Below are 15,270 nucleotides of genomic sequence, written 5' to 3' on the forward strand. Positions count from 1 at the left end.
AGATCCTAAGCTGTGCCTGCATTACCCAGTCTGATGTTAAGTTTCATTGAATATCATATAGCAAAAATCTCGTTTCGACGGGATTTTTTGCTACAATAGAAGGTAATTTTAGGAGGTGCTACAGATGAAAGTTGGTCTAGTTTTAGAAGGTGGGGGTATGCGAGGCCTTTATACTGCGGGTGTTCTAGATGCTTTTTTAGATGCTGATATTCATGTTGATGGGGTCGTTTCAGTTTCCGCAGGAGCACTTTTTGGCGTTAATTTCCTTTCCAAACAAAGAGGCAGAGCGATTCGCTATAATAAGCGTTTTATTAAAGATAAGCATTATATGGGATTGAGATCCTGGTTGACAACAGGAAATATGGTCAACAAAGACTTTACTTATTACAAAGTACCAATGGAGTTAGATAGGTTTGATCAAGATGCTTTTGCGCAGTCAGGAGTTCCTTTCTATGTGACGGTGACCAATATTGAAACCGGTCAGCCAGAATATTACAAAATTGATCATGTCTTTGAGCAAATGGAATTGTTGCGCGCCAGTTCAGCATTGCCTCTCGTTTCGAAAATTGTCGAAGTTGATGGTAAAAAATACTTAGATGGTGGTTTATCAGATTCTATTCCTGTTGAATTTGCCAAAAGTCTTGGCTTTGACAAACTCATTGTTATCTTGACGCAGCCAATTACTTATCGTAAAAAGGCTTCAAGCGGACGGATTTACCGCATGTTTTATAGAAAGTATCCTAAATTTGTATCTGTCGCATCAAAACGGTATCAACATTATAATCAAACTGTCGAAAAAATCATCCAGCTAGAAAATGAAGGCCAGATTTATGTTATCCGGCCTCATCAAGCTTTACAAATTGGCCGTTTAGAGAAGAATCCAGAAAAATTTGAAGAAATTTACCAGGCTGGATTACAAGATGGGATGGGAGCGATTGAGGATTTAAAGGGATACTTGGAGAAATGATGATCGATTGATGTAAAAAACAACATTATATTTGTTTTTTTCCTCTGGATACCCAGCAGTTTGCGTTTATTTCTACCTTTTTTCTTTCCTTATTTCGTGATATAATAGTAAAGATAATTTATTGACATGGAGAAATGATATGAGCTTCTACAATCACAAGGAAATCGAGCCCAAATGGCAGGAATTTTGGGCAAAAAATCATACTTTTAAGACGGGAACAGATGCGGACAAGCCAAACTTTTATGCCCTAGATATGTTCCCTTATCCGTCTGGTGCGGGCTTGCACGTTGGTCACCCAGAGGGTTATACTGCGACAGATATTCTCAGCCGTTACAAGCGTGCCCAAGGTTACAACGTTCTTCACCCAATGGGGTGGGATGCCTTTGGTCTGCCAGCGGAGCAATACGCTATGGACACGGGAAATGACCCAGCTGACTTTACAGCAGAAAACATTGCCAACTTCAAACGTCAGATTAACGCCCTTGGCTTTTCTTACGACTGGGACCGTGAGGTCAATACGACCGACCCTAACTACTACAAGTGGACCCAGTGGATTTTCACCAAGTTGTATGAAAAAGGCCTAGCCTATGAGGCAGAAGTGCCTGTCAACTGGGTAGAGGAATTAGGAACAGCTATCGCCAACGAAGAGGTCCTTCCTGACGGAACGTCTGAACGTGGTGGTTATCCAGTTGTCCGCAAGCCAATGCGTCAATGGATGCTGAAAATCACGGCCTATGCAGAGCGTCTGCTTAATGATCTAGAAGAAGTTGATTGGCCAGAGTCTATCAAGGATATGCAACGCAATTGGATCGGCAAGTCAACGGGTGCAAATGTGACTTTCAAAATTAAGGACACAGACAAGGACTTCACAGTCTTTACAACTCGTCCTGACACCCTTTTCGGTGCGACCTACGCAGTTCTTGCCCCTGAGCATGACTTGGTGGATAGCATTACCTCATCAGAGCAGGAAGAAGCTGTGGCAGAGTACAAACGCCAAGCCTCTCTTAAATCAGACCTTGCTCGTACAGACCTGGCTAAAGACAAGACAGGTGTTTGGACTGGTGCTTATGCCATCAACCCTGTCAACGGTAAAGAAATTCCAATCTGGATTGCCGACTATGTACTGGCAAGCTACGGAACAGGTGCTATCATGGCCGTTCCTGCTCATGACGAGCGTGACTGGGAATTTGCCAAGCAGTTTAACTTGGACATCATTCCAGTTCTGGAAGGTGGCAATGTAGAAGAAGCACCTTATACAGAAGATGGTGCCCATATCAACTCCGACTTCCTAGATGGTCTTAACAAGGAAGAAGCTATTGCCAAAATGGTGGCTTGGTTGGAAGAAAATGGTGTCGGTCAGGAGAAAATTTCTTACCGCCTCCGTGACTGGCTCTTCAGCCGTCAGCGTTATTGGGGTGAGCCAATTCCAATCATCCACTGGGAAGATGGAACTTCCACAGCCGTACCAGAAAATGAGTTACCTCTGGTATTGCCAAAAACCTCAGACATCAAGCCTTCAGGTACAGGGGAGTCACCGCTTGCTAACCTGACAGACTGGTTGGAAGTGGTGCGTGAAGACGGCGTAAAAGGTCGCCGTGAAACCAACACTATGCCACAATGGGCGGGTTCTAGCTGGTACTACCTCCGCTATATCGACCCGCACAATGATGAGAAATTGGCAGACGAGGATCTTCTCAAAGCTTGGTTGCCAGTGGACATCTACATCGGTGGTGCTGAGCACGCAGTCCTTCACCTACTCTACGCTCGCTTCTGGCACAAGTTCCTCTATGACCTCGGTGTTGTGCCGACTAAAGAGCCATTCCAAAAACTCTTTAACCAGGGCATGATTTTGGGAACTAGCTACCGTGATAGCCGTGGGGCGCTTGTGGCGACTGACAAGGTGGAAAAACGCGACGGTTCCTTCTTCAACATCGAAACTGGTGAGGAGTTGGAGCAGGCACCTGCTAAGATGTCCAAATCCCTCAAAAACGTGGTCAATCCAGACGATGTGGTCGAACAGTTCGGTGCGGACACCCTCCGTGTTTATGAGATGTTCATGGGCCCACTTGATGCATCAATCGCTTGGTCAGAAGAAGGCCTTGAAGGTAGCCGTAAGTTCCTTGACCGTGTTTATCGCCTCTTGACTACCAAGGAGCTTGTGGCGGAAAATAGCGGAGCGCTTGATAAAGTTTACAATGAAACTGTGAAGACGGTGACAGAGCATATTGAAGACCTGAAATTCAACACGGCTATCGCCCAGCTCATGATTTTTGTCAACGCAGCCAACAAAGAAGACAAGCTCTATGTCGAATACGCCAAAGGCTTTGTCCAATTGATCGCCCCATTTGCACCACACTTGGCAGAAGAACTCTGGCAGGGCCTTGCAAATACAGGCCAGTCAATCAGCTATGTCGCATGGCCAGTCTATGACGAAAGCAAGCTAGTAGAAAGCGAAGTGGAAATCGTTGTCCAAATCAAGGGCAAGGTAAAAGCCCGCTTGACTGTAGCCAAAGATCTAGCACCAGCTGAACTTGAAAAAGTTGCCCTTGCAGATGAAAAAGTCCAAGCTGAAATCGCTGGTCAAACAGTGGTGAAGGTGATTAGTGTTCCGAACAAACTGGTTAATATCGTTATCAAGTAACGATTGTCTCGTTTGTTTGTTTATCTCCAACCTCCAACAGTCTATCCGCGGACTGTTGGAGCCAACTAAACTTGTTAATATCGTAGTAAAATAAATGTAAATAACAAGAAACGACTTCCGTATTGGAGGTCGTTTTTGTAGTACGACGGGCATGTCGTACATCTGAAGGCTGAAAATCAACAGAACTGTATTCGCATCATTAAGCCGAAGATAGAACTCTGTCACTTTCTCATTTCAAAGTAACAGGCTGAAAAGCGCCATTAGTGCTTTTTATTCATCAAGGCACTTAACAACGGATATTTTAGATGTTCGAAGAGTATTAGATAAATTCCTGTTCTTCCAACCATGCTCGAATAACAGAAAGGGTTTTACCTTGAAATTTTCCAGTTGGGTACATATGATCAGCCCCTGTTAGTGAGACTAGAACAGAATTTTTGTAATTATGTGCTGTTTTTCTGGCGATGGCAGAGACAGTCATTTTGTCCTCACTTCCTGTGATGACTAAGACAGGCCCGGTAATGCTACGAAAGTCCACATAGCCTGCTCTGCTTTTATCTAGGAATGGAAAGGCCATTTGTGTGTAAACCTTGCCTGAGTCAGGGACGAGGTTTTGATAGAGCTTTTCTTTTATACTAGGATCCTGCGCATTGAGGCAGTAAGAAAAGAAGGCTTTTTTATAAGGTGGAATAGGTTTTTTCCAAAATCCCCAGCGAAGAAAATGGGGTAAGAAACTGGCAAGCATGGTTGGATAAAGAGCGAAGATATCAGCAGTTGGGGCAGGGCCCATGAGAATCATGCCAGCAACAGGGGTCCGTTCCGCAACCATTTGGGCTAAGAGACATCCAAGTGAGTGACCCAGAAGTAAAGGTGGCTCTTCTAGACTTTCGACCAAGGATACCAAGTCATCCACGTAGTCTGTCAAACTAACGTCACCGACTTTTTTGATCCCTTCTTCATAGGGTAAATCGTGATAGCGTAAACTAGGGGTATGGATTTGTAATCCAGTTTTTTCTAACTGACTAGCAAAGTCTCCCCAGAATGTGCCATTACACCAGGTGCCATGTATTAAAACGATGCTTTTCATAGGTTTACTCCTGACTTTTTCTTAATTATAGCATGAGAAATCGAATTGTGAATAAATTGCAACCTATCTATCATATTTGTCATACTATTTTAAGTTCTATGAAAGAAATTTCTATTAGGATAAATGGAATAGAAAAAAGAAAGGAAAAATCGATTTGACATTTCAAATACATTCTCAATTAAGAAAAGTGGGCATACTTGCAATGTTTACGGGGGGCTTATTATGGTTTGGAGTAATGACTGTTAATGCAGAGGATACTGCCGTAAGTGATACTCCGACAGTCTCAGCCTTAACTCAGAAAAAAACAGCTGAGAAAAGGGAGGCAGAGCAGGCTGCGGCGGAGAAAGCAGCTGCCGAAGCAGCAGCACAAGTAGCATTAGCTACAAATATGGTTTCAGAGGTGACGGTTGAATATACATCCAATACTTACCCAGCAGGCCAATGTACATGGGGAGCAAAAGAAATGGCTCCATGGGTTGGGAACTATTGGGGAAATGCCGGAGATTGGGCAGCCAGTGCAGCTTCATTAGGCTATGAAGTTGGAACAATACCAAAAGTCGGCGCAATTGCAGTCTGGACAGATGAAAATGGTGGCTATGGGCATGTTGCCTATGTGACAGAGGTGGCTACCGATGGTCAAATTCAAGTCATGGAATCAAACTATGCTGGCTCCTATTATCCAAGTAATATTCGAGGTTTCTTTGATCCGACAACAACCAGTGACGGAACGGTAAGTTATATTTATCCCCCTGCTGGAGTATAGTTGTTATTGATAGGATTGTATGATAATTAAATTCTTCGAAAATCAACAAAATCCTAGATGAGTGAAAAATTTAAGTGTAGTTTTCAGTATGTTACCATAAAATTTGAAAGTGAAAGAGTTCTATCTAAAACAAGAAGATTTGACTAGGATTAAGCTCATACTCAATGAAAATCAACGTATCTTCTCAAGGGTTATGTCAACACCGTCTTTTTAAATACAGTTAAAAGGTCTAATAAATAGGCCTTTTTATAATTAAAAAAACAGATTCGCGGATCATTCAGAAAATTCTTGTAAAATAATGTGATGAAAGGGCTTTACTTTTTAGTAGTAAATAATATATAATAACATCAAGAAAACGTTTGCACATTTTAGCTAGAAAATAAGAGAGGAGATATATGACGACGTTGGCAGATGTGGCGAAAAGGGCCAATGTTTCAAAGATGACAGTTTCCAGGGTTCTGAATCATCCAGAACTTGTTACGGAAGAGTTAAAACAGATGGTCTTGTTAGCAATGAAAGAGTTAGATTATCAACCGAATGTTGTGGCAAAAGCCCTTGCACAACAACGAACTCTGACAGTCCAGGTCATTATCTTAGAGGAAATGGAGACTGTCGAGCCTTATTATGCTGAGTTGATAGCAGGAATTTCACTCGGACTGAGCGAAAAAAACTATACAATGCAAATTGTGACGGATCGGAATCAAGTGACAGAACAATGTGACGGCTACATTGTCACGGGCGCGCGTATAGAAGATTATGGCTGGTTGCGGAGTTTGTTGAAACCCGTAGTCTTATTTGGCGAAAATATGGTGGGACTACCGTTTGTTGACACACACAATAGGGAGGCAACCTACCAAGCAAGTCGCTTTGCCTTTGAGAAAGGCTATGAACAGGTCGTATTTGTTGGGATAGATTTGCCAGATGCCTTTGCACAATCTAGGGAAGCTGGGTATGTAGAGGCAATGGAGGAATCGGGACATCCCCCTAAAATTTATCGTCTAGAAAACAGGTCTAGGGTAGCAGAAGACTTTGTAAGACAATTGGACTTGTTATCACCCAATACTTGCTTTATATGTGCTTCTGATCGCATAGCACTTGGTATTGAGCGGGGGTTATTGTTTTCATCAAAGAGAGTCCCAGAAGATTATGGGATTATTGGGTTTGATGGAATCTTTATTGACCGCGTTTCTCGTCCTCAATTAACCACTATGCGGCAACCGTTCCGAAAAATGGGGAGAATTACTGTTAAGCAGTTAATGACTCTGGTGGAGGGCTGTGAATTAAAGGAACAAAAGCGATATTGCCAAGCTAGCTTGGTAGTGAGAGAAAGTACTAGAGCATAAAATGAATGATGCTACATAACTAATAGAGGGGTTGTTAAATCCAGTGTTGATGGGTACGATGACTGGGTAAATAAAGAGTACAATCCCTTTTTTGATTAGAAAAGCTGTTACCGGTAACAATTAAGAAAACGTTTGCAAAAGAAAATCTTTTTTATATACTATTATTATATTATACATACCAAAGGAGTACGGCATGAATAGAAAACGTTTGCGTTTAGCAAAGAAATCACCAATGTTTGAAAAAAAAGTTATTTTCGGAATTCGTAAGTTTACGATAGGAGTTGCGTCCGTCGGTATAGCGACAGCCTTTTTAATGTCTGGACCTGGTCAAACAGTTCATGCTGAGGAAGTGGCTACTCCTGCGGAAACTATTATAACCAATGTTTCTGAGCAGCCTGTCGAAACAGTTGAGCCAGCCCCAGTTGCAGAGGCTACGCCTACAGCCTTGGATACAGCACCAAGTTCAGAAGAAATGGTGACTGAGTCTACATCAAATTCAACTGGAGTATCAGAAACAGTTGAGGCTCCAGCAGTAACGGAGGTTGTTGAAACAGTAGATAATGCATCAGCAGAACCGCTGGCAACTACTGAAACAGCTGTGGCAGAAAGAGCTGCAGCAGAAACAGCTACATTATCCACCCCGGCAGAAGCACCAATTGAAGAAGGCAGTATTCGTCTGCACTTTGAAAATGTAGATGAAACAGCGCCAGAGAGCCAAGGACTGTGGACTTGGGGAGGAGTAGAAACACCATCTGATGGAAATAAATGGCCAACTGATACGGTGAATTTCTCAAGTAGCCAAGTGGATGACTACGGCCATTATGTTGATATTAAAAAATCTGAGACACCAGGCACAATCGGTTATTTGGTCCTTAAAGATGGGGAAAAAATAACAGAATCGGACCAAAAAGTGGAGCTTCTTGTTCCAGAACAAAATGAGGCTTGGGTTGCTAGCGATTATACTGTTTCTAGCTATGAGCCACTCAAGGATGACAATGTTCTCCGCATCAATTACACACGTGAAGACAACAATTATGATGGTTGGGGCGTATGGACTTGGGGGGATACAACAGAAGCAAGTGACGGTTGGCCAACAGGTGCTGTTGATTTTCAAATTGGGAAATATGGTGCTTATGTTGACATTCCTCTTTCAAATGGTTTAGATTCTAAACTTGGTTTTCTGCTCATCAACCAGAATAATCCGGATTTGGCTGGCAATAAATCGATAGACTTAGCCTTTGCCGACCGCAAACGTCATAGTCAAATTTTCCTTCGGAATGGCGATGACAAAGTCTATACCAATCCATACTTTATCGAAGAGAAAGTAGAATTAGATACAAGCAAAGCTACTCCGGGAACAAAAAATGTAACTGTTGAGGCAAGTGTGAAAGCACCATTCAACTACAATGAAAGCGGCTTGGTATCTGTAACTGTCACCAACCCTGAAAATGCTGAGATTGTCAAAATGGAAGTCGATACAAGTGCCATCGGCGGAGGTCTTGTGCCAATCTCTACTGAGCTCAATCGTGTGACCATTAAAGCGACGTCTAGCACAGCGCCAGGGACATATAGTCTTCCTGTAAAGGTCTATGATAAAGACAATGGTTACTACGAAACAAAATTGGATGTGACCATTACGGAGCGCATTAAGGCAGAAGGTGAAAAAGACTGGGATGAGCAAGTCATCTACTTTATGATGACCGACCGTTTCTACAATGGTGACGTTAGCAATGATCAGGTGGTTGACGGAGACGTGACCAATCCTCGCGGTCTCTACCAAGGCGGTGACTTCAAAGGAGTTACAGCTAAGTTGGACTACTTGAAAGAATTGGGTGTGGATTCTATCTGGTTGACACCAATTGTGGAAAATATTCCACAGAATGTTGGTAGCGCTACAGATGGAGAATACTATGCTTACCATGGTTATTGGGCATCCAATTTTGAGAAACTTAATCCGCATTTGGGAAGTTTAGCTGATTTCCACGAATTGATTGATGCCGCAGCCGAAAAAGGCATCAATATCATTGTTGACGTGGTGCTGAATCATGCTGGCTATGGTACAGAAGAAACCTTTGAAGGTATGGTACGGACCAAGGAAGAAGATAAGCAGGGAGATGACCAATTAGGTTCATTATCTGGATTACCAGACTTCAAGACAGAAGAAGCTGCGGTTCGTAATCAATTGGTTGCTTGGCAGGCATCTTGGTTGGAACGCTCAACAACTGCTAAAGGTAATTCAATCTATGGTTTCCGTGTCGATACCGTCAAACACGTTGATGATACCACATGGCAACATTTCAAAAATGAATTGGTAGATAGAGATCCTGACTTCCACTTAATTGGAGAAACATGGGGAGCTAACTATAAAGATACCAAGGGTGACTTGGGTATCGGTACTATGGACAGTTTGTTGGACTTTGGCTTCAAGGATATCGCTAAGTACTTGGTCAACGGTCAACTGAAAGCAGCTGGAAAAGAGCTAGAAGAGCGTAGCAAGGTTCTGACTAGCGCAGCTTCTCTGGGTCAATTCTTGGGCAGTCATGACGAAGATGGTTTCCTTTACAGTCTCGGTGGCGCAGAAAAAGAAGGCAATCTGGATAAACTGAAATTGGCTGCTAGTCTCTTGATTACTGCTAAAGGTCAGCCTGTCATCTACTATGGTGAAGAATTAGGTCAATCAGGGCAAAACAACTGGCCTGTTTATGACAACCGGTATGATTTTGATTGGAGTAAGGTAGAGACAAGTGACATAGAGGACCATTACCAAAAATTGTTGGCCTTCCGTAATGCCAATTCAACATTGCTCTCACGTGGTGATACAACAACACTTGCTGGAAATGATAGCCAAGGTTGGCTTATCAGCAAACGCAGTTACCAAGATCAAGCTGCCTATCTTGTCTTCTCAACCAATACCGAGAGCCAGGAAATGGCGATTGAAGTATCTGGGAAAGATGTGGTTGTAACAGATGCATACACAGGAAAATCTTATCAAGCTATCGAGAAAGACGGTAAATGGGTTGTTCAAGTCGAACTTCCAACTATCGCTCAAGGTGGCACCATGCTCCTTCAGACAGAAGCAGGAGACATCGTCAATGCAAGTGTGCAAGGAGCAACTGAAGAACCAATTGAAGCAGGCTACTTCCGTGTTCACTTTAAAACTCTACCATCTGATAATTTATCTAGCCTAGGTTTATGGACATGGGATGATGTCGAAAAACCATCATCAGAAGTTGGTGCATGGCCAACAGGAGCGACTAATTTCAGTACTGCTAAGCAGGATGATTATGGCTATTATCTTGATATCAAGATGAAGGATGAAACAGCCAGCAAAATCAGTCTTCTGATTAATAATACATCTGGGGAAAATATAACCGGCGATAAAGTTATTGAGCGAATTAGCACCAAGATGAATGAAGCTTGGTTTGATGAGAATTATCAACTCAGCCTCTATCAACCACTTAAAGAAGGATATATTCGGATTAATTATTTCCGTACAGATGGCGATTATGACCAAAAAGGTCTCTGGATCTGGGGTGATGTGACTGACGTTACCTTGGGTGACTGGCCAAATGGTATTGATTTTGAAAACCAAGGCAAGTATGGTGCCTATATTGATGTCAAATTGACAGATTTACCAAGTTCAATTGGCTTCTTGCTATTGGATGAAAGCAAGTCAGGAGATGATGTGAAGATTCAGCAGAAAGATTATAGCTTTACAGATTTGAAAAATCAGACACAAATCTTCCTTAAAGATGATGATCCAACAATCTACACAAATCCTTATTTTGTGAACAACGTCCGTGTAACAGGCGTTTCCCATGTTAGCCTAACAGCTCTAGAAGCAGCATTTACAACGCTTGAAGGTGCTGATAAGGAAAGTATTTTAGAAAAATTGTCTGTCACAGATAAAAATGGCCAGACAGTGACTGTGACGGATCTTGTCTTGGATGCTACAAGCAACAAGGTACGAGTCCTTGGGGATTTCAACCAAGAAAATGCGGGCTATACCCTCAAATATGGCAATGATAGCTTCACAACAACTATGAGCTGGCAATTGAAGGATGAGCTCTATGCTTATGATGGAGAACTTGGTGCGCGTGTGAGTCAGGCTGGTAGTGTCGTTGATATGACTCTCTGGTCTCCAAGTGCAGACAGTGTAGCAGTTGTTCTTTATGATAAGGATGATCAGTCTAAAGTGGTCGGTACATTAGCCATGACCAAGGGCGATAAAGGACAATGGGATCTTGAATTGAATGGTCAATCAGATCTTGGTATTACAGATTATCGTGGTTACTATTACCATTATGAAATCACTCGTGGGGATCAATCTGTTCTTGTTTTAGATCCATATGCTAAGTCTTTAGCGGAGTGGAATAGTGATTTGGCAGATACAGATCCATCTTATCGGATTGCAAAAGCTGCGATTGTGGATCCATCAGAAGTTGGTCCAAGCGATTTGGATTATGCTACTATTCCTAATTTCAATCAGCGTGAAGATGCGATTATCTATGAAGCACATGTTCGTGACTTCACATCAGATCCTTCTATTTCCGATGAATTGACTGCTCAGTTTGGTACTTTTGCGGCCTTTGCAGAACGTCTCAGCTACCTAAAAGAACTGGGTGTGACCCATATTCAACTGCTCCCAGTTATGAGTTACTATTTTGTCAATGAATTGAAAAATGCAGAGCGGATGAGTGAGTACGCGTCAAGCAACAGTAACTACAACTGGGGTTATGATCCACAGAGCTACTTTGCCTTTACAGGTATGTATTCTACAGATCCGACAGATCCAATGAAACGCATTGAGGAATTCAAAAACCTGGTCAATGAAATTCACAAACAAGGCATGGGTGTGATTTTGGATGTGGTGTATAACCACACGTCTAAGACTTTCTTATTTGAAGATTTAGAGCCAAACTATTATCACTTCATGGAGGCAGATGGTACGGCTAAATCAAGCTTTGGTGGTGGTCGTCTCGGAACCACTCACTATATGAGTCGCCGTGTCCTCGTTGATTCTATCAAGTATCTTGTGGACGAGTTTAGGGTAGATGGTTTCCGTTTCGATATGATGGGGGACCATGATGCCGAAGCAATTGAGCTGGCCTTTACCGAGGCACAAAAACTCAATCCAAACATCATTATGCTTGGTGAAGGTTGGAGAACCTTTACAGGCGACGCCAATCAGCCTGTTCAGCCAGCGGACCAAGACTGGATGAGTTCAACAGATACGGTTGCGGTATTCTCAGATGAAATTCGCAATACACTTAAATCTGGTTATCCAAACGAAGGTCAGCCAGCCTTTATCACAGGCGGTGCTAAGAGTGTAGATTCTGTCTTCAATAACATCAAGGCACAACCAGGCAACTTCTTGGCTGATGATCCAGGTGATGTGATCCAATATATTGCTGCGCATGATAACTTGACGCTCTTTGATATCATTGCTCAGTCCATCAAGAAGGATCCATCAATCGCTGAAAATTACACTGAAATTCACCAACGTCAACGTTTGGGTAATTTGCTAGTTTTGACTTCTCAAGGGACACCGTTTATCCATTCTGGTCAGGAATATGGACGGACCAAACAGTTCCTTCACCCTGATTATCAGTACCCTGTAGCAGAAGATCAAGTGCCGAACAAAGCACATTTGTTGACAAATGCTGATGGTACACCATTTGATTACCCATACTACATTCATGATTCTTATGATTCATCTGATGCGGTCAACAAGTTTGACTGGACCAAAGCGACAGATGAGACCCTCTATCCAGAGAATACCCGTACTCAGGCCTTTACAAAAGGATTGATTGCCTTGCGCAAATCTACAGATGCCTTCCGTTTGGGAACAAAAGACCAAGTCGATCAAATGGTTAGCTTGATTTCAATTCCAGGTCAAAATGGTATTGCTACAAACGATGTGGTTATTGCCTATCAGACCATTGCAAGCAACGGTGATCGCTATGCTGTCTTTGTCAATGCTGACAGTAAGGAACGTAGTTTTGTTCTTTCAGATATTTACAAAGACTTATTGCAGGGTCAAGTACTGGTTGACGGTGAACGTGCAGGTGTAGAAGCATTGTCTGATTTAGTGGGTGTTGAATTGACTGATAGCGCAGTTGTTCTTGCACCTTTGACAGCAACAGTGATTCGTTTGCCTTATATCATTACAGAAGTTCCAGATACAGCACCTACTGCTGAAGAAAAACCAACCCTAGACTTTACTACGAAAGAACGTACAGAAGAATCTGTCCTTCCGATTGCAGAGGAAGTTCGCTATGATGCAACTCTCGCAAAAGGTCAATCTTATGTGCTTCAAGAAGGTAAGGCAGGTAAGAGAGTCTTAGTTTATCAAGATGTCTTGGTTGACGGCAAGGTAGTAGCAACAAATCTGTTATCAGAATCAGTTGTAGATGGTGAGGCACGGATTGTTGTTAAGGGTAGTATGGAGGCTAAGGAAACAGTAGAAAAACCAAGTCTTTCTACTCCAACAGCCCAAGTGTCTGAACAAACCACAAGTGCATCAAACAAAGAAAGTCTACCAGCTACAGGTGACCGACAAAGTGATTTGGCACTTCTGGGTCTCGGACTTGCTGGACTTGGTTTGACAGTTGCTGCACAAGGAAGAAACAAAAAATCAGAAGAGTAATAATATTTGGCTCTCCAGAGGAGCATTGCTCAAAATCTTGTGAATGTCTTATAAATACAAGAGTTGAGAGTATCACTTCCCTCTAGAAGAGGTTGGTTTCAAACCAGCCTCTTCTTTTATGTTTTTTTTGAGGTTCTTTTAAATTTTTAGTGGAAATAACGTCTATTTATTGATTATTAGAATAAATGGGCTGGTGAACTATAGGGAGGAATTCTGATTAAATCAGCCATTAAAGTTCGGAAATAGTCCAATAGTGAACACAAGCCTGTGCTTTATTTGGTCTTTTTGTTTCCGCTTACATAACTTATAATAAAACCATAAAAATCATTTCAAAAAAGGAGAATGAAAAATGGATTTCCTTCAAACCCCATTAAACTGGTTCTCACAGAATATCCTGCAGAATCCAGCCTTCTTCGTAGGTCTTTTGGTATTGGTGGGCTATGCCCTTCTAAAGAAAAAGCCTCATGATGTTTTTGCAGGGTTTATCAAAGCGACAGTCGGCTATATGATTTTGAACGTAGCAGCTGGTGGTTTGGTAACAACCTTCCGTCCGATTTTGGCGGCCTTGAACTATAAGTTCCAAATTGATGCGGCAGTTATTGACCCTTACTTTGGTCTTGCAGCAGCAAATGGGAAAATTGCTGAGGAGTTCCCTGATTTCGTATCAGCAGCCACTACAGCTCTCTTGATTGGTTTCGGTGTCAACATCCTCTTGGTGGCACTACGTAAGGTTACAAAAGTACGTACTCTGTTCATCACTGGACACATCATGGTACAACAAGCGGCAACAGTCTCATTGATGGTGCTCTTCCTCATCCCGGCTCTTCGTAACCAATTCGGTACAGCAGCGATTGGTATCATCTGTGGTATCTACTGGGCTGTCAGCTCAAATATGACAGTTGAAGCAACGCAACGATTGACAGGTGGCGGTGGATTTGCCATCGGTCACCAACAACAATTCGCTATCTGGTTTGTCGATAAGATTGCACCAAAACTTGGTAAAAAAGAAGAAAACTTGGATAATTTGAAGCTACCTAGCTTCCTCAACATCTTCCACGATACAGTTGTTGCTTCAGCGACATTGATGCTTGTGTTCTTCGGTGTGATTTTGTTCATCTTGGGTCCAGAAATCATGGCAAATCCAGAAGTTATCACTTCAGGTGCTCCATACAACCCAGCTAAACAAGCCTTCTTTATGTATGTTATTCAAACAGCCTTCACCTTCTCAGTATATCTTTTCATTTTGATGCAAGGTGTCCGCATGTTCGTAGCAGAATTGACAAATGCCTTCCAAGGTATCTCAAGCAAATTGCTTCCTGGTTCATTCCCAGCGGTGGATGTTGCAGCTTCTTACGGCTTCGGTTCATCTAACGCAGTTCTTTCAGGTTTTGCTTTCGGTTTAATCGGTCAGTTGATTACAATCGTTCTCTTGATTGTCTTCAAGAGTCCAATCCTCATCATCACTGGTTTCGTACCTGTATTCTTCGATAACGCAGCTATCGCAGTGTACGCTGACAAACGTGGTGGTTGGAAAGCAGCAGCCATCCTTTCCTTCATCTCAGGTGTCCTTCAAGTTGCTCTTGGTGCAGTTTGCGTTGGTTTGCTTGAATTGAGCGGTGGTTACCACGGAAACATTGACTTTGAAGTGCCATGGTTACCATTTGGATTTGCATTTAAGTACCTAGGTATTGCTGGTTATGTTCTTGTCTGCCTCTTCTTATTGGCTATTCCGCAACTTCAATTTGCGAAAGCAAAAGATAAGGAAGCGTACTATCGTGGCGAGGCACAAGCAGAATAGTATTCTTGGTCTGTAAAATCAGAAC

7 protein-coding genes are annotated in these 15,270 nt (G+C 42.5%); 6 read left to right on the plus strand and 1 reads right to left on the minus strand.

Annotated features, from left to right (window positions below; genetic code table 11):
• The first annotated feature begins 124 nt into the window (after nt 1-124).
• Together K6V48_RS02840 and leuS are read left to right on the plus strand one after the other, a co-directional pair.
• Nucleotides 125-967: a patatin-like phospholipase family protein gene (locus K6V48_RS02840; RefSeq protein ID WP_015647525.1), complete on the plus strand. Its 843-nt coding sequence runs from the start codon at nt 125-127 to the stop codon at nt 965-967.
• Between the two features lie 139 nt (nt 968-1,106).
• A complete protein-coding gene (gene leuS / locus K6V48_RS02845; RefSeq protein WP_222367876.1) occupies nt 1,107-3,608 on the plus strand; it encodes a leucine--tRNA ligase in 2,502 nt (833 codons plus the stop codon).
• Between the two features lie 319 nt (nt 3,609-3,927).
• On the opposite strand, the gene K6V48_RS02850 is transcribed toward leuS, so the two are convergent.
• Entirely contained in the window at nt 3,928-4,692 is a 765-nt protein-coding gene (locus tag K6V48_RS02850) for an alpha/beta fold hydrolase (RefSeq protein WP_024404231.1), read from the minus strand.
• Between the two features lie 202 nt (nt 4,693-4,894).
• Between K6V48_RS02850 and K6V48_RS02855 the strand changes: the two genes are divergently transcribed.
• The 4 genes from K6V48_RS02855 to K6V48_RS02870 all read left to right on the plus strand — a co-directional run bounded on the left by K6V48_RS02855 (nt 4,895) and on the right by K6V48_RS02870 (nt 15,245).
• The gene (locus K6V48_RS02855; RefSeq protein ID WP_404830131.1) at nt 4,895-5,455 is read left to right on the plus strand and encodes a CHAP domain-containing protein; all 561 of its coding nucleotides are present in this window, start codon (nt 4,895-4,897) and stop codon (nt 5,453-5,455) included.
• Nucleotides 5,456-5,850: 395 nt separating this feature from the next.
• Nucleotides 5,851-6,798, plus strand: a complete 948-nt coding sequence (locus tag K6V48_RS02860; RefSeq protein WP_222367878.1) for a LacI family DNA-binding transcriptional regulator — start codon at nt 5,851-5,853, stop codon at nt 6,796-6,798.
• 193 nt (nt 6,799-6,991) lie between these two features.
• The gene (locus K6V48_RS02865; RefSeq protein WP_222367879.1) at nt 6,992-13,447 is read left to right on the plus strand and encodes a pullulanase; all 6,456 of its coding nucleotides are present in this window, start codon (nt 6,992-6,994) and stop codon (nt 13,445-13,447) included.
• Nucleotides 13,448-13,796: 349 nt separating this feature from the next.
• Entirely contained in the window at nt 13,797-15,245 is a 1,449-nt protein-coding gene (locus K6V48_RS02870; RefSeq protein WP_023371749.1) for a PTS sugar transporter subunit IIC, read from the plus strand.
• Nucleotides 15,246-15,270: the final 25 nt, after the last annotated feature.

The organism is Streptococcus suis, from assembly GCF_019794555.1.
Classification (GTDB): domain Bacteria; phylum Bacillota; class Bacilli; order Lactobacillales; family Streptococcaceae; genus Streptococcus; species Streptococcus suis_AB.

Coding starts and splice junctions, on each gene's coding strand:
- K6V48_RS02840 (WP_015647525.1), top strand. CDS start 125: ATGAAAGTTGGTCTAGTTTTAGAAGGTGGGGGTATGCGAGGCCTTTAT.
- leuS (WP_222367876.1), top strand. CDS start 1,107: ATGAGCTTCTACAATCACAAGGAAATCGAGCCCAAATGGCAGGAATTT.
- K6V48_RS02850 (WP_024404231.1), bottom strand. CDS start 4,692: ATGAAAAGCATCGTTTTAATACATGGCACCTGGTGTAATGGCACATTC.
- K6V48_RS02855 (WP_404830131.1), top strand. CDS start 4,895: ATGTTTACGGGGGGCTTATTATGGTTTGGAGTAATGACTGTTAATGCA.
- K6V48_RS02860 (WP_222367878.1), top strand. CDS start 5,851: ATGACGACGTTGGCAGATGTGGCGAAAAGGGCCAATGTTTCAAAGATG.
- K6V48_RS02865 (WP_222367879.1), top strand. CDS start 6,992: ATGAATAGAAAACGTTTGCGTTTAGCAAAGAAATCACCAATGTTTGAA.
- K6V48_RS02870 (WP_023371749.1), top strand. CDS start 13,797: ATGGATTTCCTTCAAACCCCATTAAACTGGTTCTCACAGAATATCCTG.